General features: G+C 64.6%; 19 protein-coding genes. 5 read left to right on the forward strand and 14 right to left on the reverse strand.

Going from position 1 to position 20,652, the window contains the following annotated elements:
- Positions 1-39: 39 nt before the first annotated feature.
- Positions 40-1,842 (reverse strand): protease pro-enzyme activation domain-containing protein, encoded by a 1,803-nt coding sequence (locus BM172_RS18680; RefSeq protein ID WP_026635700.1) that lies wholly within the window; start codon positions 1,840-1,842, stop codon positions 40-42.
- Between the two features lie 300 nt (positions 1,843-2,142).
- Entirely contained in the window at positions 2,143-2,571 is a 429-nt protein-coding gene (locus BM172_RS18685) for a helix-turn-helix domain-containing protein (protein ID WP_051548798.1), read from the reverse strand.
- A gap of 71 nt (positions 2,572-2,642) precedes the next feature.
- On the opposite strand from BM172_RS18685, the gene BM172_RS18690 reads away from it, so the two are divergent.
- Complete coding sequence (locus tag BM172_RS18690) at positions 2,643-3,476, forward strand: oxidoreductase (protein ID WP_035323558.1); 834 nt, start codon at positions 2,643-2,645, stop codon at positions 3,474-3,476.
- 23 nt (positions 3,477-3,499) lie between these two features.
- Here BM172_RS18690 and BM172_RS18695 read toward each other — a convergent pair whose 3' ends face one another.
- Both BM172_RS18695 and BM172_RS18700 read right to left on the reverse strand, forming a co-directional pair.
- Positions 3,500-4,552: a HAMP domain-containing sensor histidine kinase gene (locus BM172_RS18695; RefSeq protein ID WP_035323559.1), complete on the reverse strand. Its 1,053-nt coding sequence runs from the start codon at positions 4,550-4,552 to the stop codon at positions 3,500-3,502.
- Between the two features lies 1 nt (position 4,553).
- Positions 4,554-5,249, reverse strand: coding sequence for a response regulator transcription factor (locus BM172_RS18700; RefSeq protein WP_026635702.1), 696 nt, complete (start codon positions 5,247-5,249; stop codon positions 4,554-4,556).
- Between the two features lie 134 nt (positions 5,250-5,383).
- Here BM172_RS18700 and BM172_RS18705 point away from each other — a divergent pair, with 134 nt between their 5' ends.
- Genes BM172_RS18705 through BM172_RS18715 form a run of 3 tightly spaced genes read left to right on the forward strand, consistent with a single transcriptional unit; the run spans position 5,384 to position 11,066 of the window.
- Positions 5,384-6,841, forward strand: a complete 1,458-nt coding sequence (locus BM172_RS18705) for an efflux transporter outer membrane subunit (RefSeq protein ID WP_035323560.1) — start codon at positions 5,384-5,386, stop codon at positions 6,839-6,841.
- A 14-nt stretch (positions 6,842-6,855) separates the two neighbouring features.
- Positions 6,856-7,959: an efflux RND transporter periplasmic adaptor subunit gene (locus BM172_RS18710; RefSeq protein WP_026635703.1), complete on the forward strand. Its 1,104-nt coding sequence runs from the start codon at positions 6,856-6,858 to the stop codon at positions 7,957-7,959.
- Positions 7,956-11,066, forward strand: a complete 3,111-nt coding sequence (locus tag BM172_RS18715; protein ID WP_051548800.1) for an efflux RND transporter permease subunit — start codon at positions 7,956-7,958, stop codon at positions 11,064-11,066. The genes BM172_RS18710 and BM172_RS18715 overlap by 4 nt, the downstream gene beginning before the upstream one ends.
- Positions 11,067-11,345: 279 nt before the next feature.
- On the opposite strand, the gene BM172_RS18720 is transcribed toward BM172_RS18715, so the two are convergent.
- The 9 genes from BM172_RS18720 to BM172_RS18760 form a co-directional block, all read right to left on the reverse strand.
- On the reverse strand, positions 11,346-12,332 hold the full coding sequence (locus BM172_RS18720) for an aldo/keto reductase (protein WP_026635704.1): 987 nt from the start codon (positions 12,330-12,332) through the stop codon (positions 11,346-11,348).
- Between the two features lie 53 nt (positions 12,333-12,385).
- Entirely contained in the window at positions 12,386-13,402 is a 1,017-nt protein-coding gene (locus tag BM172_RS18725) for a zinc-dependent alcohol dehydrogenase family protein (RefSeq protein ID WP_026635705.1), read from the reverse strand.
- Positions 13,399-13,782, reverse strand: coding sequence for a cyclophilin-like fold protein (locus tag BM172_RS18730; protein ID WP_051548801.1), 384 nt, complete (start codon positions 13,780-13,782; stop codon positions 13,399-13,401). The genes BM172_RS18725 and BM172_RS18730 overlap by 4 nt, the downstream gene beginning before the upstream one ends.
- Before the next feature lie 7 nt (positions 13,783-13,789).
- A complete protein-coding gene (locus tag BM172_RS18735; RefSeq protein WP_026635706.1) occupies positions 13,790-14,812 on the reverse strand; it encodes an alpha/beta hydrolase in 1,023 nt (340 codons plus the stop codon).
- Positions 14,813-14,833: 21 nt separating this feature from the next.
- Positions 14,834-15,391: a flavodoxin family protein gene (locus BM172_RS18740; protein ID WP_026635707.1), complete on the reverse strand. Its 558-nt coding sequence runs from the start codon at positions 15,389-15,391 to the stop codon at positions 14,834-14,836.
- A 250-nt stretch (positions 15,392-15,641) separates the two neighbouring features.
- Complete coding sequence (locus BM172_RS18745; protein ID WP_035323561.1) at positions 15,642-15,986, reverse strand: MoaF-related domain-containing protein; 345 nt, start codon at positions 15,984-15,986, stop codon at positions 15,642-15,644.
- Positions 15,987-16,078: 92 nt separating this feature from the next.
- Complete coding sequence (locus tag BM172_RS18750) at positions 16,079-17,014, reverse strand: NADP-dependent oxidoreductase (RefSeq protein WP_026635708.1); 936 nt, start codon at positions 17,012-17,014, stop codon at positions 16,079-16,081.
- Between the two features lie 44 nt (positions 17,015-17,058).
- Positions 17,059-17,754 carry a type 1 glutamine amidotransferase domain-containing protein gene (locus tag BM172_RS18755; protein WP_026635709.1) on the reverse strand — a complete coding sequence of 232 codons (696 nt, stop codon included), beginning with the start codon at positions 17,752-17,754 and terminating at the stop codon, positions 17,059-17,061.
- A gap of 83 nt (positions 17,755-17,837) precedes the next feature.
- Positions 17,838-18,383 (reverse strand): nuclear transport factor 2 family protein, encoded by a 546-nt coding sequence (locus BM172_RS18760; protein ID WP_197022872.1) that lies wholly within the window; start codon positions 18,381-18,383, stop codon positions 17,838-17,840.
- Here BM172_RS18760 and BM172_RS18765 point away from each other — a divergent pair.
- A complete protein-coding gene (locus tag BM172_RS18765; RefSeq protein ID WP_026635711.1) occupies positions 18,382-19,335 on the forward strand; it encodes a LysR family transcriptional regulator in 954 nt (317 codons plus the stop codon). The genes BM172_RS18760 and BM172_RS18765 overlap by 2 nt on opposite strands.
- 63 nt (positions 19,336-19,398) lie before the next feature.
- Here BM172_RS18765 and BM172_RS18770 read toward each other — a convergent pair whose 3' ends face one another.
- The gene (locus BM172_RS18770; protein WP_035323562.1) at positions 19,399-20,622 is read right to left on the reverse strand and encodes an MFS transporter; all 1,224 of its coding nucleotides are present in this window, start codon (positions 20,620-20,622) and stop codon (positions 19,399-19,401) included.
- Positions 20,623-20,652: the final 30 nt, after the last annotated feature.

Below are 20,652 nucleotides of genomic sequence, written 5' to 3' on the forward strand. Positions count from 1 at the left end.
TTGGGGTTCGCCGATGGCTCACCCCAACCTACAGAGGTGTCAGAGTCCCCAGTGTGTTGTCACGTAGTTGTCGAACTTCCCCATATCCAGACTCCCCCATCCCGCACAGGGCGTCCAGCCACTATTGGCGCAAGCGGCGCCATTCCACGTCCCGCCACCAAGGTTGTGCAGTGGACTCACATCAGTGTCGAAGTTCGCGTACATCTGCGGCGTCGGTAGGCCAAGCCGGTTGCCATGTGCCGATTCGATACGCGCAAACAGCCCGGTAAAGATGCTCGATGCCAGCTCTGAGCCATTGAACAGATGCTGCTCGGCGCCGTTGACGATGATGCGCGCGCCGCTGGTGGCCGGCAGCATCAGGGTCGAATCCCAGTTGCTTGGCACGTTCTTGTACGCATCGAACGCGATGTCGGGGACCAGTCGTCCGGTGACAGGCGGCTGCGGGCTGCCGGGCAGGGGATTGCCGAGTGACGTCTGCCAGAACGGTATCGGTGCATAGGTGCTGGTTCCGGTGGGGTCGAGCCAGTAGTTGACGTAGGTTCGGCCACCGGGGTCGGCGGAGTACGACACCTCGTACCACGGCGATTCGCTCGACCAGTGGCTGGCGCCGTCGTCAGTCACCTGGGAGCCGCCCACGGCGACGACGTTGGGCGAGGTCGATGGTGCGGTCGGCGGTGCGAAGGGAACGAACATTTGCATATCCATGAAGACGGCGCTGCCGGCCGTGGCCATCACCACCTGCCCTTGCGCGCGGGACGCCAGGAAGATCGTGTCGTCGATCGCCTGCTGGCCAGTGAGGTGGGAGCTTTCTTCGTCCAGCGACCACGAGGTCTGGATGAGCTTTACCGCGTCGTCGGCCACGGCGCGGTTGTATGTGGCCGTGACATCCGCCTGGGTCGGCTTCGTACCGGTGGGCGCCATGGCGTAGAACACCATCTGCTCCAGTTGCCCGGCGGTGGCCGCGATGACCTGGCTCTCGTCCTGCGCGCCACCAGCGCCTAAGCTGCCATGACCGACTTTCACCACGCTGGTGTTCACTCGCGGCATGGACTCGCGGTCGGTGAAGGTATTCAAGTCGGCAATGGTCTGCGTCATGTCGCCGGCGGCGATGATGCCTACCGACGTGGCATGGCCGGTGCTCACCGCATCCGCGCCATAGATGGTGCTGTAGGCGAGCGGGTTGCGGCCAAAGCTGGAGATCGGTCCGTCCGGTGGCGGCTGGTAGTCCGCATGATGGTTGCTCGGTGCCGACAGGAAATCCGTCAGTCCTAGCACTCCGGTGACAATGCCGCCCAGTGCCGCCGGTACCTGTGCCGGTCCGACATTGACCATGAACTGCGGTGGGTAGTAGTCGCTGTCGGTCAACGTCGCCATGGTCAGGTTGAACGCGGAAGACACGCCGCCTGCCGTGCCGTCGGCCGTGATGGTCAGATGATTGGAGGCCACTTCGATGCCGCTGAAACCGTGCTGGCTGAGATACGCGACGACGGCAGCTACTTGTTCGCTCGTGGGTGCGTAATCGCGCATGAAGGTGTCGCGGTCCAGGTACTGCGCATAGACGGGCGAGCCCGGTTGCGTTACGTCGTGCAGATAGGATTCGAGCTGTGTCCGGTTGCGCAACTGCAGGCCGAGGGTGATGTGCACCGGTGCGTTGGCGGCCAGGGCGGCAACGTTGGCTGGATCGAAGCATCGCAAATACGTGAAGTTCAATTCGTATTTCGCGCCGCAATGGGTGGTGGGCGGTGCATTGATGACCGCCTGCGTGGCGGTGGTCGACCATGTGGTATCGGCCCATGACGGCGCCGTTCCAAGCAGCGCGACGCACGCCGCAACGAGCGGCAAGCCGGATCCGGGCCGGTGTATGGAATGCGGACGATGGGGAAGTGGGACAGAGCAACGGCGCATGACTGCCTCCGATGACGGGCACGCGCCATGTGCGGCTTGCGCCCGGTCGCGTGGTGGTCATCCGGTCCCTGTGTCCGGCGGCGAGTCTAGGTCGCCGGTTTTGCGGCAATCCGAGTACTGGTTGGTGTTGGCGAGGAAAGCTCGGTTCAGGTGATACGGAGAGTTGGCAGAGTTCGAACTGCGGCTGGCGCCAGTCGCGCTGACGCCAACGGAAAATATTGCGAATTCCGTTCGCCCTCAGACCGCTTGTTTGCCCTTGCCGAGCATCTGCGTCACCGCCTCAAGGCCGCAGAACGAAGGCTCGTCGCCGAGTTCGCCCGCTTCGATCCACGCAACTTTCGCTCGCAGATAGCTCTGCAGCTTGCCCAGTTGCGCCGCCTTCTCATCCACTTGCGCCAGCTGCGCTTGCATCACGGCCAGCCGGCGCGGCCGGTCGATGCCACCGGTCTCGTATTCGCGGTTCAAGGTGACAATCTGCTTCAGCGTAAAGCCGAGCTGCTGGCCGACCTTGATCAAGGCAACGCGGTCCACATCGCTCTCGTGAAAGTGCTGGTAGCGATTGCTGCCTGCTCCCCCTGTGCTCGGCCTGATCAGCCCCAGCTTCACGTACAGGCGCACGGCATCGCGAGTCAGTTCGGCGCGCCGGCAGAATTCGGCAATCAGCATGGCGGGGCTCTTGACTAGGGGGTTAAGGCCCTAGTTTAGACTCATCCTTCGCAACCCACCAAGTGAAGGCCATGAGCAAAACCGTACTGGTTACCGGCGCATCGTCGGGCATAGGCGAAGCCACCGTGCGTCGCCTCCTGGCGGATGGATACAAGGTGTACGCCGCGGCGCGGCGGGTGGATCGAATGAGCGGCCTGGCCGAGGCCGGCGCGCAGGTGCTGTCGCTGGACCTGACGGACGATGCCTCGATCGTTCAGGCGGTGGAAGCCATTTCCCGGCGCGAAGGCCGCCTGGATGCGCTGGTCAACAACGCAGGCTATGGCTCCTACGGCGCGCTGGAAGACGTGCCCCTGGACGAAGGGCGGCGCCAGTTCGAGGTGAACGTTTTCGGCCTCGCGCGCCTTATCCAGTTGTGCCTGCCCATGATGCGCGCCCAGCGCTCGGGCACCATCGTCAACATCACCTCGATCGGCGGCAAGATGCACGAGCCGATGGGCAGCTGGTATCACGCGACCAAGTTCGCCGTGGAAGGACTGAGCGATTGCCTGCGCATGGAACTGGCGCCGTTTGGGATCGATGTCGTGGTGGTGGAGCCGGGTGGCATTCGCACCGAATGGAGTGGCATTGCGCAGGAAGGCATGTTGCGCTACTCGGGTGACACCGCCTACGCCGAACAAGCCCGGATGCATGCGCGCATGTTCTCCGCGGGTGACAAGTCGTCCATCGTGTCGCCGCCGGAGGTGGTGGCAAAGACGATCGCACGCGCCTTGCGCGCCTCCCGGCCCCGCACGCGCTACGCCACCGGCGGCGGCGCGCGGACGATCCTGTTCCTGCGCCGCTGGTTGAGCGATCGGGCGTTCGATGGATTCATGCGATGGGTCGAGAAATCGATGGCGCGGGCCTGACGCAGGACATCAAGCGCGCGTCCCTAGGGTTCTCGCCGCCCCGGCAGCGTCAACAGCACCTCCAGCCCGCCTCCATCGCGCAAGCGGGCGACGACGCTTCCGCCGTGCATTTCCATCGCGCGCCGTGCAATGGCCAGTCCCAGGCCCGACCCGTGGACGGCGTCATGGCCGGGCAGGCGGGTGAAGGGCTGGAAGATGGCTTCGAGCAGGTGTTCGGGTACGCCCGGGCCGCGGTCCCGGACCAGGGTCTCCAAGGTTTCGCCGTCGTCCGAGGTCCGGCAGCGGATTTCCACGGTGGAACCGCCGGGACTGAACTTCACCGCATTGCGGATCACGTTCTCGAAGGCCCGATAGATCAGTTCGCCACGGACGGCGGCAACGAACTGGGTGGGCGCCTCGATGCTGACGGTCTTCGAGGCGCTGCGCGCTTCGAAATCGGCATCCTCCGCGATCGACTGCAGCAACTCGATGATGTCGACGCGCTCGCCGCAGGGTGTGCTTTCGCTGGCTTCCAGCCGGTGCAGGACCAGCAGTGCTTCGATCAGCTCGTCGAGCCGCTCGCTTTCGCGGCCGATGCGCTGGACCATCGCCTCCGACTGCCCGGGCTCCTGTCGCAGCAGGCCGATCGCTGCCTGGATGCGCGTCAACGGCGAGCGCAGTTCATGCGAAATGTCATGCAGTAGCACTTTGCGCGACTCGGTCAACAGCTGCAGCTGCGCGGCCATGCGATCGAAGTCCTGCGCCAGGTCGACAATCTCGTCGCTGCGCTTGCCCATGAGGGGTTGCACGCGCGTCTCGAAATGGCCTTTGGCGACTTCGCGCAACGCCCAGCGCAGATGCTGCAGGGGGCGCGACAGATACCAGGCCAGGATGAGTCCACCGCCGGCGATCGCCAGCAGGCCCGATACGACCGGCACCACCGGAACGCCGCCGATCCGCGTCAGCTCCTCCGGCGGCGGCAGGCGTTGATTAGTGATCTGCAGATAAGTGGACATCCCTGCGATCGATAGCAGCATGCTGGTCCAATGGGCCAGCACCAGTTTCCAGAACAAGCGGCCGGGCGCCCATCGGAACATGTCAATCCTCCAGCAGCTGATAGCCCAGCCCACGCACGCTCTGAATCCAGGACTGGCCGTCCGGACGCGTTCCCAGTTTCTGGCGGATGCTGCTGATGTGCACATCGATCCTGCGATCGAAGCGCGCCAGCGGACGGTCGAACGCCTGCAGGGAAATCTCCTGCTTGCTGACCAGCTGTCCGGAATGCCGCACCAGCACTTCCAGCAGGCTGAACTCGGTGCCGGTGAGTTCCAGCGGTTCGCCGCGCCAGGTCGCGCGGCGATTGCCCGGCCATAGCATGAGGTAACCGGCTTGCAGCGCACGCGCGTTGCCGGAGCCGTCGAACCGCTCGCCGGTTTTCGTGCGCCGGAGGATCGCGCGTATGCGCGCCACCAGCTCGCCCGGCGTGCAGGGCTTGGGCACGTAATCGTCGGCGCCCAGGTCCAGCCCCACGATGCGGTCGATATCGTCGCCACGGGCCGTGAGCATCAGGATCGGCACCGCACTGTTGGCGCGAATGCGGCGCAGCGCATCGATGCCCGATAGCCGCGGCATCATGATGTCCATCACCACCAGTGCGTAATCGTTGGATGCCGCTTCGGACACCCCGGCCTCGCCGTCGTGCACGGTGCTTACATCGAAGCCCTCCCGCACCAGATATTGCGAGAGCATGGAAGTCAGATCGACGTCGTCGTCGACGAGAAGAACCCTGGTCATGGCGCCAGTATCCGCCCGGATTCCCCGGAAAACACGCGCTCCGGCAGGACTTTTACCCAGTTTAACCTTGCCGAACCGCGGCCAACGATCGCGCCTCCTACGATGCGGCCCATCTCACCTGGCCCGTCGTGCGCATGCAGAAATCCGCCCTCATCCGTACCCCCTGGGCAGCAGGCCTGGGCCTGGCCCTTGCCGGCTGTGCGGTGGGCCCGGACTACCGCGAGCCAGCCCCGGCGGCACCCGTGGCGTGGAGCGCGCCGCTTCCGCATGGCGGTGCCGTGGGTTCGCTCGATGCATGGTGGGCGCAATTCGACGATCCGCTGGTGGCCAGGCTGGTGGCGATGGCCGAGGCCGACAGTCCGTCGCTGGCCAAAGCCTGGGCGAATATCGAGAAGGCTCGCGCCACCCTGGTGTCCGCCAGGGCTGACGGCCTGCCGACCCTGACGGGCGGCAGTTCGATCACCCGCAGCAAGCAGCAGATCCTGCCGGGGAGCGAAACCACCAGCAGCACACGCAGCGGCGAGCTGGACGCGTCCTGGGAGATCGACTTGTTCGGCAAGGTGCGCCGCACTACCGAGGCCGCCCGCGCGCTCGTCGGCGCGCGCGTGAGCGACTGGCACGATGCGCGGGTCTCGCTGGCGGCGGAAGTCGCCGATACCTATGTCGAATACCGCGGCTGCGCGCAATTGGCCGATGCGTACGAGCGCGAACTGCAGTCGGAGACGCAAACAGAGCAGGCCACGGCCAGCCTGGTCCGCGCCGGTTTCAAGTCCCCGTCGGACGGCGCCCTTGCACGCGCGGGCACCGCCGACACCCGATCCACTCTTGTTTCACAGCGCGGTCAATGCGAGCTGCTGGTCAAATCGCTGGTAAACCTCACGGGATCCGATGAGGCCCAGTTGCGCGCATTGTTGGTCATGGGCGATGGGCACCTGCCGCAGCCGGCAATGCTGGCGGTAGAGAGTGTGCCCGCGCAGGTGCTGCGCCAGCGCCCCGATCTCGCCTCGCTGGAGCGGCAAGTGGCAGCCGCCAGCGCGGATATCGGGGTCGCCCAGGCCGATCTTTATCCCAGTCTTTCGCTGTCCGGTTCCATTTCGGTGTCGGCCAGCAACAGCACCCGTCCGGCGACGGGCTGGTCGCTCGGGCCCTCGCTGTCCATCCCGATCTTCAATGGCGGCTCGCGCCGCGCGGCGGTGAAAAGCGCTTATGCGAGTTACGCCGTGGCGCTCGCCGATTATCGGCAAGGCGTGCGCGATGCGGTGAAGGAAGTCGAGCAGGCCCTGGTCAATCTCGACAGCACGGACCGTCGCGCCGCCGACGCCGCCACGGCCGACGACGAATACCGCCGCTATTTCCTGGCCACGGAAAAGAGCTGGCGGGCAGGGCGCGAGACCCTGCTCACGCTGGAGGAGGCGCGGCGCTCGGCGCTGTCGGCCGAAGTCCAGCGCATCACGCTGCAGCGCGATCGCGTCGCGTACTGGATCGCGCTGTACAAGGCGCTCGGCGGCGGATGGGCGCCGGACCGCCCTGCGCAACCTCCGACGGCGGCGCTGCCGGCGTCACCGATCAACCACCCGCGGAGTGCGTCTTGAATCGCAAGTCTCTTATGGCCGCCATCGTCGCGATCGTTGCCGCGGTTGCCGGCGTGGGCATCTGGCGCGGGGCGCACGGGCGCGCCGATGTCACTTCAGGCGGGGATGCGACGCGCGCCTTGACCGTGGAGATCGTCGCACCGGAGCTCCGCACCTGGCCGGGCACCGAGCAAGCGAGCGGGCCTGTCACCGCCTGGCAGGAGGTGATCGTCAGCCCGGAAACCGGCGGGCTGCGCATCGCGGATCTGCAGGTGGATGTCGGTGCGCGCGTCAAGCGCGGCCAGCTGCTGGCCAGCCTGGCGGATGACAGCCTGCGCACGGACCTGCACAAGCAGGAAGCTCTGCTCGCCCAGGCCAACGCTTCGCTCGAACAGGCCGTCTCCAACCTCCGGCGTGCCCAGATGGTGGGCGACAGCGGCGGGCTGTCGCCGCAACAGTTAGAGGAATACCGGATCAACGAAGCCACCGCCCGCGCCTCCATGCGTTCGGCGAAGGCCGATGTGGACAGTGTCCAGCTCAAGCTGCGGCAGTCCCGCGTCGTGGCGCCCGACGACGGCATCGTCTCGTCCAAGTCGGCCGTGCTCGGCAATGTGGTCAGCGCCGGCGCGGAGATGTTCCGCCTGATCCGCCAGGGCCGGCTGGAGTGGCGTCCGGAAGTGGATGCCCGCCAGTTGAACGCGATCCATGTCGGCCAGCTGGCCGATGTGATGCTGCCGTCCGGGCAGCACGTGCAAGGCCGGATCCGCGAAATCGGCCCGGCGCTCAGCACGGACACCGGCCGCGCCACGATCTATGTCAGCCTGCCCGCGGACAGCGCCGCGCGCCAGGGCATGTTTGCCAATGGCGCCATCGAGTACGAATCGCGCGCTGCGACGACCTTGCCGCAGTCGGCCGTGGTGCCGCGCGATGGCCGTTCCTATGTCTACATGGTCGATGCGAACGGCCGGGTCAGCAGCCGTGCCGTCGATACCGGCCGCCGCTCGGGCGACCGCATCGAAATCCTCACCGCGATGGACAAGGGCGCGCGTGTCGTCGCCAGCGGCGGCGCGTTTCTGTCGGAAGACGCGATCGTGGACGTCGTACCGGCCACGCGAGATAAGGCGAGGAGTGCGCCGTGAACTTTTCCGCCTGGGCCATCCGCAAGCCGGTGCCTTCGCTGCTGTTGTTTGTCCTGCTGACGGCGCTGGGCCTGATCGGTTTCCGGCGCCTGGACATCCAGGACTTTCCCGACATGGACCTGCCCACGATCCAGGTAGCCGCGACGCTCGAAGGCGCCGCCCCGGCGCAGCTGGAAACCGAGGTCGCACGCAAGATCGAAGACAAGCTCGCCTCGCTCACCCGGCTCGATCACATCACCACCACGATTACCGAAGGCTCGGTGCGCATCAGCGTCAGCTTCGAGCTGGACAAGAATGGCGAGGAGGCATTGAGCCAGGTGCGCAACGCGGTCGACAGCGCCCGCGCCGACCTGCCGAGCAGCATGGCTGCGCCTACGGTTTCCAAGCAGACGTCGGCCAACTCATGGCTGCTCACCTATGCGATCGCCTCCGACCGGCTCGACGAACGGGACCTGTCCTGGTTCGTCGACAACAAGCTGTCCAAGGCGCTGCTCGCGGTGAAAGGCGTGGCGTCGGTGACGCGCGTGGGCGGCGTGGACCGTGAGGTCCATGTGGATCTCGATCCCACCTTGATGGCCGGCCTGGGCGTCACGCCTTCCGATGTGTCCACCCGGATCAAGGCGGTGCAGAAGGAGAGTTCGGGCGGCGAGGGCAGGGTCGGCACGGAGCGGCAGGGCAGCCGGACCATCGGCACGGTCGGCTCGGCGGCGGAAGTCGCCGCCATTACCGTGCCGCTGAGCGATGGGCGCTACATCCGGCTGGACCAGGTGGCCCGCATCAGCGACAACCATGCCGAGCGGAGCACGCTGGCCTTTCGCGACGGGCAACCGGTGATCGCCTTCCAGGTCACGCGCTCGCTCGGCTATTCGGATGTCGGCGTGACACGTGGCGTGCGGGCCGCCGTGGAGGCTTTCGCCAGGGAGCACCCGGAAGTCGCCATCGACGAAGCGAGCAACACGATCGACCCGATCGAAGAGAACTACCACGGCTCGATGTCCCTGCTGGGCGAGGGCGCCTTGCTAGCCATCGTCGTGGTGTGGTGGTTCCTGCGCGACTGGCGCGCCACGCTCATCTCGGCCACCGCGCTTCCGCTCTCGATCATCCCGGCCTTCCTGTTCATGGCGCTGGCCGGCTATTCGCTCAATACGGTGACGCTGCTGTCGCTGTCGCTGGTGGTCGGCATCCTGGTCGACGACGCCATCGTCGAGATCGAGAACATCGAACGCCACCTCAAGATGGGCAAGACGCCTTACCAGGCGGCCATGGAGGCGGCTGACGAAATTGGCCTGGCGGTGATCGCAACGACGTTCACGCTGGTCGCGGTATTCCTGCCGACGGCGTTCATGAGCGGCATTCCCGAGCTGATCTTCCGGCAGTTCGGCGTCACCGCCTCGATCGCGGTGCTGGCCTCGCTGCTGGTGGCGCGGCTGCTCACGCCGATGATGGCGGCCTACCTGCTCAAGCCGGCAAGGCAGGGCGAAGCCGACGCGCCCGATGGCCCGATCATGCGGCGCTACCTGCAGTGGGTGCGGGCCGCGCTGGTCCGGCGCCGCACCACCGTCGTCGGCGCAGCGCTGTTCTTCGCCGTGGCGCTGGCCGTGTTGCCGCTGCTGCCTACGGGTTTCATCCCCGCCAAGGACCAGGCCCAGTCGCGCGTGACGCTGACCTTACCGCCGGGAAGCCGGCTGGAAACCACAGCGGCGATGAGCCTGCGCGCGGCGAACCTGATCCGCTCGCTGCCCGAAGTCCGTGGCGTGTTTGCCGCGGTGGGCACCGCAACCAGTGGCGCCGACATGTCGGCCAGCTCCACCAATGACGCCACCGGCGCCACGCTGACCGTCGACCTCGCCCCCAGGGCGCAGCGCAAGCTCACCCAGCCGCAGGTCGAGGCCCGTATGCGCGACCTGCTGCGCGCGCTGCCGGGCGTGCGCGTGTCGGTCGGCAGCGGCGCCAGCGGCAAGACCCTGGATATCACGCTCGCCAGCGACGATCCCGCCACGCTGACCGCGGCCGCCATCAAGGCAGAGGCGCAGTTGCGCACGCTCAAGGGCATCGGCAACGTCACCTCCAGCGCCGCCCTGCAGCGACCGGAAATCCAGGTCAGGCCGGATTTCGCCCGCGCCGCCTCGCTGGGCGTCACCTCGGAGGCGCTGGCCGATGCGGTGCGCCTGGCGACGTACGGCGACTATTCGACCGCGCTGCCCAAGCTCAATCTGCCCGAGCGCCAGATTCCGATCCGTGCGCGCATGGATCCCGCCATCCGGAACGACCTCGCGGCGGTAGCGCAGCTGCGCGTGCCGGGCAGCCATGGCACGGTGAGCCTCGGATCGGTGGCCGCTGTGTCGATGGGCAGCGGGCCGGCGCAGATCGATCGGCTGGACCGGTCGCGCAATGTCACGCTCAGCGTGGAACTCAATGGCCGCTCGAGCGGCGAAGTGCAACGCGAGGCAATGCAGCTGCCGGCACTGAAGAGCCTGCCGGGCGGGGTGCGCCTGGTGGAACAGGGCGAGCTGCAGCACATGGCGGAGCTCTTTCAAAGCTTCGGCCTGGCCATGGCGATCGGCATCTTCTGCATCTATGCGGTGCTGGTGCTGCTGTTCCACGACTTCCTGCAGCCGGCCACGATCCTGTGTGCATTGCCGCTTGCCCTGGCCGGCGCCTTGATCGCGCTGTGGGTCACCAGCCAGTCGTTCTCGATGCCCTCGGTGATCGGCGTGCTGATGCTGATGGGCATCGTGACGAAGAACTCCATCCTGCTGGTGGAGTACGCCATCCTGGCGCGGCGCGAACGCGGCATGAGCCGGCTGGATGCGATCGTCGACGCCTGCCACAAGCGTGCACGTCCGATCGTCATGACGACCATCGCGATGGGCGCCGGCATGCTGCCCAATGCACTGGGCATGGGCGCGGAGCCGAGTTTCCGGCAGCCGATGGCGATCGTGGTGATCGGCGGACTCCTGACCTCGACCATCCTCAGCCTGCTGGTGATCCCGGTGGTTTTCACCTATGTCGACGATATGCTCGAGTGGGGGAAGCGGTTGTTCGTGCGCGGTCCTCGCCGCAACGGTGCCACGGACTGGCGCCCCAAGGTGGATGGCATGCCGTGAGAGGCTGAAGGCCTGTGTCGAAGGGCGGCCGTTCACCGACCCTTGAGATCTCGAGCAGCCAGTTCGCTTCGCGGGAGTAGTTATCGAGCAAGGAGCTCGCTATGCGTGGGAAGCACGCGGGCTACGGCCCGCTTTTCACGTCAGCCGGCTACTGACACTCGGCGACTTCGAGGCTGGATATGGACGTAGCCTTTGCGCGCGCAGCGAGCATGGCTACGTTAACCGATGCCACGAGCAACAGGGGGGCAACCCCGAGCGTGGCATGGTAGCCGCATGGCACTACCACGCGTAGGCAGCGGGCGCCTCACCTCCAGGCCCTGGCCAGATCTCGTCCAGTCGTGCCAAGGTTTCATCGGACAAGCTCAGCGAAGGCGCCTTCAGGTTCTGGCGCAACTGCTCGACCGTGCGAGGTCCGCTGATCACGGTCGTGACCACTGGCTGATGAAGAAGCCAGGCGAGCGCCACATCCGATGGCGCTTCCCCGATGTCGTCGCATAGCTTCTCGTAGGCTTCCAGTTGCGGACGCAGCTGCGCGATGCGCTGCTGCAGGTGCGGCGTCGCCCTGCGCCCGTCGGATATCTTGCGCAGCACGCCACCGAGCAAGCCCATGCCGATAGGGCTCCAGGGAATGAGGCCGATACCGAAGTGACGCAGCGCAGGAATCACTTCCAGCTCGATGGTACGTTGAGTCAGGTTGTAGAGGCTCTGTTCCGATGCAAGGCCGAGCGTATGCCGCGCATTCGCCATGCACTGCGCCGTTGCGATGTCCCAGCCAGCGAAATTGCTGCTGCCGACATAAGTGATCTTTCCCTCGCGGATCAGCTGTTCCATCGCCTGCCAGATTTCTTCCCATGGCGTGGCCCGGTCGACGTGGTGCATCTGGTAGAGATCGATGTGGTCGGTCTTCAGCCGCCGCAGGCTGGCCTCGCAGGCGCGGCGGATGTGATAGGCCGACAGGTATTTATCGTTCGGACCGATGTCCATCGGCTGGTACACCTTGGTCGCCAGCACGATGCGGTCGCGGTGGCCTCCCTTTGCCAGCCAGCGGCCGATGATTTCCTCGGAAGTGCCGAAACCCTTTTCCATGTCGGGCGTCTGCGGGCCACCATAGACATCTGCCGTATCGAAGAAATTGATGCCCGTGTGCAACGCCTCGTCCATGATCGCGAAGCTGGTGGCTTCGTCGGTCAGCTCGCCGAAGTTCATGGTGCCGAGCGAAAGCCGGCTGACTTTCAGGCCGGTGCGGCCCAGGTGTGCGTAATCCATCGATATGTCTCCCGGGAAACGTGTCGTGAGAACAGCGGCGTATCAGTGCATCGTCACGGTTGCAGCAACGCCTTGATCGCGCGGCGTTCGTCCATCGCCTTGTAGCCTTCGGCAACCTGGTCCAGTGGTAGAACGAGATCGAAGACGGCCGAGGGATCGATTTTCTGGTCGAGAATGAGATCGATCAGATCGGGCAGGTAACGACGCACCGGCGCGGGACCGCCTTCCAGGTGGATGTGCGAGAAGAACAGCGCCTGGCCCTCGATCTCCACGCCATGGGGCACGCCGACGAAGGACATATGCCCGCCCTTGCGCGTGACGCGCATCGCCTGCTGCATCGATTCGCCGGTGCCCACGCACTCGAGGACGCTGTCGGCGCCCAGGCCGCGCGTCAGTTCCATGATCCTGGCCACGCCTTCCTCGCCGCGCTCGGCCACGATATCCGTGGCGCCGAAATCGAGCGCCAGCTTCTGTCGCGCGGGATGGCGGCTCATCACGATGATGCGTTCGGCGCCCATCTGTTTGGCGGACAGCACCGCCAACAGACCCACGGCACCATCGCCCACGACCACGGCGGTGACGCCCGGCCTTACCCTGGCCGCATCGGCCGCGTACCAGCCGGTGCCGAGCACGTCGGAAGACGCAAGCAGGCCCGGCACCATCGAGGCATCCGGTGCTTCGCGGGTAGCGACCAGTGTCCCGTCGGCATGCGCAACGCGCAGGTACGGCGACTGCGCCTGGCTGACGAATTCACGCTGCACGCAGGAGGACTGGTAGCCGATATTGCACGTCGGGCATGTGTTGTCGGAGGTGGCAAAAGAACCCACCACGAATTGTCCTTTCTTTATCGCCATTACGGCGCTGCCCACCTCTTCGACATAGCCGCAGTACTCGTGTCCCATGCGTGTGGGTCCGCTGCCCGGCGAAATGCCACGATATGGCCATAGGTCCGAGCCGCATACACAGGTGACTGCGATGCGGATAATCGCATCGGTAGGCTTTTCGATCTTGGGCTCGGGGACTTCCTCGAAACGGATGTCGTTCGGGCCGTGCAGTACGGTGCCTTTCATGTCTGAGATCCTTTGATCGTTTGCGAAGCGACGCTCGTCGCCTCGATCGTGACGGTGAGTGCGCCGGGCGCGGCCAGAACGTCCAGCCCGGCGTCGATCCGGCCGAGCCTCACCAAACCGTCGGAATAGCGAAACTCGTGCAGGAATATCGCGAGGTTTCCCCAAGGCGCATAGAAGGCAACGTCGCCGGTCGCGGGGCTATAGCCAGCGGCCTCCGCGGCTACGTCGAGGCTTCGCGGAAGATCGGCGATCTTCTCGACCTTGCCGTAATCGCTCAGCTCAAGCTTCAGAGGCAGAAAGGCGGCAAAGTCACGTGCGATAGCCGTGTCATCCAGGATGACGGCTACGGAACGCCCAGCTGTCCGGATAGTCACCTGCACAGATCTGCTACCTCAGGTTGGTCTTGAAGAAGCTGGTCAGCTTTTCCCAGGGAATGAGATCGACACGATCGTAAAGGTCCACATGCCCCGCTCCCTTTACCCAATAAAGTTCTTTCGGCTGATCAGCCCGCCGATACGCCTCTTCGCTGAAACCACGGGAAAAGGACTGATCGCCACTGATGAACAGCATGGGCCGCGGTGAGATCGCGTCGATGTCATTGAGCGGATAGAAATTGAGGAACTTCACATTGCTGGTCAGCGTTGGATGCGTCGTCGTCGCCGGCGAAGCCCCCGCGGGCGTGTATTCGCCGCGTGGCGTGCGATAGAAATCGTAAAACTCCCTTTGCATGGCAGGCGTATCCACGGTCAGTTCGTTCACGGTACCGCCGGTGTACTCCGCTTTTCCGCCGCTGAACTCGACCCATCGCTGCGCAGCAGCTTCCGCCGTGATCTTCTTACGCTGCTCCAGCGTTGTCAGGCTGCGAGCGGCCGAACCCATATCGACCATGGCGACCGTGGCGATGGCCTTCATGCGCGGATCGATCTTCGCCGCGCTGATGACGAAGCCACCGCCCGCACAAATCCCCAGTACGCCGATGCGCTCACGATCAATGAATGACTGCGTTCCCAGGAAGTCCAGCGCTGCGCTGAAGTCCTCGGCGTAGACATCCGGAAGCACCGCGTTGCGGGGCTGGCCGTCGCTCTCCCCCCAGAATGAGAGATCCAGTGACAAGGTTACGAAACCTTGTTCCGCCAGTTTCTGTGCGTATAGGTTCGCGCTCTGTTCCTTGACGGCTCCGAACGGGTGTCCAACGACGATGGCCGGATGTTTCGTACCCCGATCCAGGTGTTGGGGAACGAATAGATTACCGACGACCTTCATCTTGTACTGATTATCGAAGGCGATTCTCTGCGAGGTCACTCGGTCGCTTTTGTAAAAATTGTTCGCACCGTTGGACATGTCTTGGCCCATTGCGATGAAGGGGGACGCGGTAGCCAGCATCACGGCCAGCAGGAGGTGTTTTTTCATCAGAGCGTCCTCGACTGAACTTCAGGCCGCGACCGGCTGGAGCCTGGCCACTGTCTCTGCCACGCGCAGGCCGAGATAGGCAGCAGTCTCCAGATCGCTGGCGATCGGCGATATCTCGGTGGACACGTCATCGGATTGCGCCATCGCGCCCAGCCATCCGCCGATCCGGTTGGGCTCCTCGGGCGAATTCCCTGGAAATAGATCGAGCCCGACCCAGACCATGCCGTGCTGTGCGGCGAACAACGCCAGCGTGATCAGTGAATTGAGCTTGTCGCCGTGCTGGGCTCCGGAGTTGGTGAAGCCGGCGGCGATCTTGTTGCGCCAGGTCTGCCTTACCCAGGTGGGATGGGTCGAGTCCTCCATGAATTTTTTGAGGCGCGCGCTCACCGTGCCGTTATAGGTGGGCGAACCGAAAACGATGGCGTCGCTTTCAGCCAGTCGGTCCCAGGGAATGTTGCCATCGGCCACGGCGATCAACTGGGCCTCGGCACCGGCGGCGCGGCGAACACCTTCGGCCACGGCCTCGGCTTGCTTCTGTGTATGGCCATGGCCACTGTCGTAGACGATGCAGACAAGCATTCGATGTTTTCCTGGATGTTGCGCTATCCGCATCGTGCGCGTCATGACTTCAAACAAGAAGTAGTGTTCTGGTTGATTGGCTAGAAACTGGAAGTTGATAATCAGGGCGCACTAAGCTGTGCGGAAAGAAGCATTGCTTGGATTCATCGCGCTCGAATGAGCGGTAGTACCGTTCTTGAAGCAGCCCCATGACAAAGGCCCGTGAAGCACGGGCCAATGTTTCATGCGATTTCGCGGATAACGGGGAAATTCAACGCACGCGAGTCCACGTTCCCGCAAGCTGGATGAATTTGCCGCCGACCACCGAGCTGGCCATGCAGACACCTTCGTTGTAATCCTCGATGTGGGTGACGAAGTCGTTGGAGTCCGGCTCGGTCCAGCGGACCAGGTACAGGCCGTCGCGGAGCTTGGCCGTGGTGTAGTCCATGGACTGGGTTCGGCCTTTGATGGCACCTCCCGTCACCAGGAAGCTGACGCGCGTCGCCGACTCGAAGGTGATCTCCACCGTGAAATGACCCAGTGGGGTATTCGGGCCCAGGTCCGCGAGCCAGGTCTGGCCCACCGAGGGGAGGACTGCGTTGGTATCGATTGCCATGATCGTTGGTTCTCTCGTTATGGAAGGTGTGGGTTCTAAGCAGGGCCTATGCAGCCGCCGAGAGGCGGCGCCTGTTGGGTTCCCCAGCTGACTCAGAACGTCAGGACGATGCGGCCCGGCAAACCGCCGATCTCAAGCAGTCGATGGGCCTCGATTGCCTGCTCGACTGGCAAGGTCCGGGCGACCCTGAGGGTGAGGCGGCCCTGCTCGGCAAGTTGCCGCAGCTGGTCGAGGGCAACGCGATGACGCGCGTAGTTCGGGACGAAAGTGCGCTCGGTAACGATGCCGCGTTCCGTGGCGAGGGCTGCACCAGGGGCAGAGGTCGCCACCCGACCGCCGTCGCGCACGGCGCGAGCGACGGATTGGGCGATCCCCGCAGTGTCGACAAGTCCATCGACACCGTCCGGAACTTCCTTGCGTACAAGTTCCGGAAAACTTTCGCCGCGCGGCAACACGACATCAGCGCCCAGATCGTTGACCAGTTGGACGTCCTTGAGCGCCGCGTCAGCGATCACCCGGAGGCCATCCGCCTTGGCCAACTGCACGGCATAGCCGCCGACAGCACCTGCCGCGCCAGTGATCGCCACCGTGGCGCCGACGGGTAGCTCCAGAAGATCCAAAGCCATGCGTGCCGTCAGACCATTCATCGGCAGCGTAGCGGCCTCAATGTCGGTGGCCCCTACAGGAGCACGAACCACAGACTCTGCAGGGACCACGAGCTGCTCGGCATATGCGCCATGCGTGCCGGACACCACTGCAATGGCAATGACGCGGTCGCCGATGCGCAGATCGGTGTCGGTGCCTTCGCCGATCTGGTCGACCACACCCGCCGCCTCCATGCCCGGGACATACGGTGGCGCGGCGTCGGAAACGAAGGCCAGCCCTCGGCGCACCATGGTGTCGACGGGGTTGACGGTAGCGGCGCTCACGCGAATCCGAATCTCGCCCGGACGAGCCTGCGGGGCGGGCAGATCCAGAAGATGCAGTACTTCAGGCCCACCGAATTGGGTCAGTCCTATCGCTTTCATGACGACTCCTTAAGTCAGTCCGTTCGCGCGCGCGGATGTCGCACTCAACGCAGGGCCTTGAGCACTTCCTTCGCCAGCGGCGCGGAGGAAGCAGGGTTCTGGCCGGTGATCAGGTTGCGGTCGACTACCACGTGCGGGGCAAAAGGCTCGCCAGCGGTGTAAGTCGCGCCGGCCGCGACCAGGCGATCTTCCAGCAGCCACTTGGCACGATCGGCCAGCCCAGAGAGCTGCTCTTCAGCATTGGACAGGCTGGTCAGGCGGTAGCCGGCGAACGGAAAGCGCCCGTCCGTATCGATGCTGGCCAGCAGCGCCGCCGGGCCATGGCAAACCAGGGACAGCGGTTTGCCCGAACGCAGCGCCTGCACCATCAATTGGCCGGCGGCGGCGTCACAGGAAAGGTCTTCCATCGGACCCCAACCGCCAGGGACGAACACGGCTGCATAGTCGTCGAGCCGAACTTGCTCGATGGACAGCGGATGGGCCAGTTCCGTCGCGTCGTCGAGTGCCTGTTTGCGCTGCTGCGCGCCTTCCGTCCCGCCGTTGTATTCGGGCGAGAGACTCTGCGCGTCCACCGTCGGTGCGACGCCGCCCGGCGTGGCCGCCACGATCTCATACCCCGCCTCTTTAAATATCTCGTAAGGAGCCAAGGCTTCCTCAGCCCAGAACCCTGTCGGCTGCTTGCTGCCGTCGGCGAGCGTCCAGTGGTCGGCGGCCGTCAATAGAAAAAGAATCTTGGACATGTGCGGAGCTCCAAAAGCATGAAGAAAAGGGCGACGTGCAGGCCCCGCGATCGAGGCCTGCGATGTTCCGTTCCGATGAGGGCTTAGTTGCCCAGCGCGTGCTGGACGATGTGGCTGTCGGCGGCCTGCTTCAGGGCAGCGAGCTTGCCGTCGCGCACCGTCCACAGATGGATGAAGCGGACGTCGGCCTTTTTGCCGTCCTTGGTCACACCGTGGTATTCGCCGACCACAAAGACGTGGTTGTCGTCATCGCCGTAGTACTCCTTCGCTTCGCTGCTCCACGAAGCGAACAGCGGCATCACCTGCCCGAAAAAGTCCTTCATCGTGCTTTCGTAGCCGTGATAGACGCCGCCGTGGGGGAAACCGGGAGAGATATCCCAGACGAGGTCGGCGGCCATGACCTCTCGCGTAACTTCCGGGGCGGCGCCGGAGTCGTAGAGCCGGCGAGCGAGGGCGATGTTGGCGGTCTTGGACATGGGGTTCTCCGTGGTGTCCGTTGCGGGAATGGCCCGCATCATCCGCCGCGCCAAATTCAACGAGAAGTAATGAATGGGTTGATTAAGAATCAACCCATAGTTGAGAATGTTCCGCGAGCCCAGCCCCTCCAGCCAGCTAAAGGGAGCAGTCATGGATTCACATCGGGTACGGGCCATCCTGTGCTTCGTGCAGGCGGTCGATACCGGCAGTTTCGCCGCGGCCGGGCGCGCGCTTGGCGTGACCTCGGCAGCGATCAGCAAGAACGTGGCGACCTTGGAGAAGGCGTTGGGCGTGCGCTTGTTGAACCGCACGACGCGGACCCTTGAGCTCACCGAAGAAGGGACCGCGTTTCTTCGGCAGGCGCGGGTGGCTCTTGAAGCGCTGGATGCCGCCGTCGACACGATTGCCATGCAACGTGCGCAAATCAGCGGGCGCGTTCGCATCTCGACGAGTTCGGCATTCGGGCGCGCGCACCTGATGCCCGTGCTGTCCGGACTCCTGTCCCAACACCCGGGTTTGTCCATCGAGGTGGATTTCGACGATCGCCTGGTCGATCTCGTGCGTGATCGTTACGACATTGCCCTTAGAGGCGGAAACATTCGCGATTCCGCCTTGATCTCGCGACCGGTCTGCCGCCTCAACACGCTGCTGGTGGCATCATCGGATTACCTGGCTCGTCACGGCGTACCACACGTACCAAAGGATCTGCATCGGCACAGCTTGATCGCGCGACATTTTCTTGGCGGCGCAGTAGCGACGTGGAGTTTTCAAGCAAGCGACGGAAGCATCACCACGCTAGACCCGGTGGATACGGCGACGCTGACCTTGTCTGCGCCGGAAGCGCTGGTCGAAGCGGCGCTCAATGGCATCGGCATTGCGCAGGTCGGCGTGCATCTTGCCCTGGAACATCTGGCAACCGGGAAATTGAAGATCGTTCTGCACGGCCGGTATCACCCCGGCACTTACGAGATGGTCATTCAATATCCCCACCGTGTACTGATCGCCCCGCGCGTACGTGTCACGGTGGACTACCTGCTCGAGGCGTTCTCGGGAGACGAAAGGTTGCATGTGCCGTTGCAGACGCTGGATGCATACGCGGCGTGAGCCGCCGATGCGATGATCAAAAGCCTTGGCTTGACGCGGCGCATGGCGCGCCGCATCAGACGGCTAGTGGCTTCTCACCACTTCGAGGCGAGGCACGGAGACGGCCTTCGTGCGTGCCGCAAAGATGGCTGCACCTACAGAGGCAACCAACAGAACGGCACTCGCGCTGAAGGTCGCGCGGTAGCCGCTCGTATCGAACAGGACGCCGCCGACGACCGCACCCAGGGTGATCGCCAGCTGGATGACGGCCACCATCAGGCCACCGCCAGCCTCCGCATCATGTGGGAGCGTCCGCGCCAACCAGGTCCACCAGGCGACCGGCGCCGCAGTGCCGACGAAACCCCAGACGCCGAGGAGGATAGCGGTTGCACTCACTGAGTGGCCTGCCATGACCAGCAGCATGGCAATCGCCGCCATCAGCAGCGGAATGAAAGCCAAGGTGCGGTAGAGCCCGAACTTCAGCACTTCCCCGATCGCACTCGTGCCTAGCAGACCGGTCACGCCGATGACCAGCAGCAGCAGCGACAAGGTGGACGCATTAACGTGCGTTGCTGTCTCCAGGAACGGGCGCAGGTAGGTAAACAGCGCGAACTGCCCCATGAAGAACAGGCACACCGCGAGCATGCCCATCCTCACCTGGCGATGCCCCAGCAGGCGCAGCACGTTGCCGGACCGCGTACGCGGCGCGACGGCCATGGGCGGCAGGCTGAACAGTTTCCAGCCCAGAGCAATGGCCGTGACCGGAACGACGCAGAAGAACGCCCAGCGCCAGCCCACGAACGCGGCGATATAGCTGCCCAGCGGCGCCGCGATCACGGTCGCCAAGGCATTTCCGCCGTTGACGACCGCCATCGCGCGCGACACCTGATGCTCAGGCACCAGACGCATGGCCACCGCGGTGGACATCGACCAGAAACCGCCGATGGCGACGCCGATCAGCGCCCGGCCCAGCATGAACACCACATGGTTCGGCGCGAAAGCGACGATCGTGCCGGAGACCATCATCAGCACGGCCATACCCAGCAACAGGATCTTCCGGTCCAGGCGTCCCGCCAGCGCCGAAACGAACAGGCTGGTCAGCACGGCGAAAGCACCGGAGATCGATATGGCCTGACCGGCCTGCCCTTCGCTGACATGCAAGTCAGCTGCGATCGGCGTGAGCAGACTGACCGGCATGAATTCGGAGGCGACGAGTGCGAAGGCACCCAGTGCGAGTGCGAACACGCCGCCCCACGCAGCGGTGCCCTGGCGAGTATCGTTGCCGCTCTTTGAGATGTTTGGGTTCATGACTGTATCGGTAAGTGCGAAAGGTTTTGC

Origin of the sequence: Dyella marensis (assembly GCF_900112865.1) — a bacterium.
Classification (GTDB): Bacteria; Pseudomonadota; Gammaproteobacteria; order Xanthomonadales; family Rhodanobacteraceae; genus Dyella_D; species Dyella_D marensis_A.

What these genes read in the sequence shown, in the direction of transcription:
- BM172_RS18690 (WP_035323558.1), top strand. Translation starts at nt 2,643, where the DNA reads ATGAGCAAAACCGTACTGGTTACCGGCGCATCGTCGGGCATAGGCGAA.
- BM172_RS18765 (WP_026635711.1), top strand. Translation starts at nt 18,382, where the DNA reads ATGGATTCACATCGGGTACGGGCCATCCTGTGCTTCGTGCAGGCGGTC.
- BM172_RS18720 (WP_026635704.1), bottom strand. Translation starts at nt 12,332, where the DNA reads ATGGATTACGCACACCTGGGCCGCACCGGCCTGAAAGTCAGCCGGCTT.
- BM172_RS18750 (WP_026635708.1), bottom strand. Translation starts at nt 17,014, where the DNA reads ATGAAAGCGATAGGACTGACCCAATTCGGTGGGCCTGAAGTACTGCAT.
- BM172_RS18710 (WP_026635703.1), top strand. Translation starts at nt 6,856, where the DNA reads ATGGCCGCCATCGTCGCGATCGTTGCCGCGGTTGCCGGCGTGGGCATC.
- BM172_RS18700 (WP_026635702.1), bottom strand. Translation starts at nt 5,249, where the DNA reads ATGACCAGGGTTCTTCTCGTCGACGACGACGTCGATCTGACTTCCATG.
- BM172_RS18735 (WP_026635706.1), bottom strand. Translation starts at nt 14,812, where the DNA reads ATGAAAAAACACCTCCTGCTGGCCGTGATGCTGGCTACCGCGTCCCCC.
- BM172_RS18705 (WP_035323560.1), top strand. Translation starts at nt 5,384, where the DNA reads ATGCAGAAATCCGCCCTCATCCGTACCCCCTGGGCAGCAGGCCTGGGC.
- BM172_RS18760 (WP_197022872.1), bottom strand. Translation starts at nt 18,383, where the DNA reads ATGACTGCTCCCTTTAGCTGGCTGGAGGGGCTGGGCTCGCGGAACATT.
- BM172_RS18725 (WP_026635705.1), bottom strand. Translation starts at nt 13,402, where the DNA reads ATGAAAGGCACCGTACTGCACGGCCCGAACGACATCCGTTTCGAGGAA.
- BM172_RS18745 (WP_035323561.1), bottom strand. Translation starts at nt 15,986, where the DNA reads ATGGCAATCGATACCAACGCAGTCCTCCCCTCGGTGGGCCAGACCTGG.
- BM172_RS18770 (WP_035323562.1), bottom strand. Translation starts at nt 20,622, where the DNA reads ATGAACCCAAACATCTCAAAGAGCGGCAACGATACTCGCCAGGGCACC.
- BM172_RS18755 (WP_026635709.1), bottom strand. Translation starts at nt 17,754, where the DNA reads ATGTCCAAGATTCTTTTTCTATTGACGGCCGCCGACCACTGGACGCTC.
- BM172_RS18685 (WP_051548798.1), bottom strand. Translation starts at nt 2,571, where the DNA reads ATGCTGATTGCCGAATTCTGCCGGCGCGCCGAACTGACTCGCGATGCC.
- BM172_RS18695 (WP_035323559.1), bottom strand. Translation starts at nt 4,552, where the DNA reads ATGTTCCGATGGGCGCCCGGCCGCTTGTTCTGGAAACTGGTGCTGGCC.
- BM172_RS18740 (WP_026635707.1), bottom strand. Translation starts at nt 15,391, where the DNA reads ATGCTTGTCTGCATCGTCTACGACAGTGGCCATGGCCATACACAGAAG.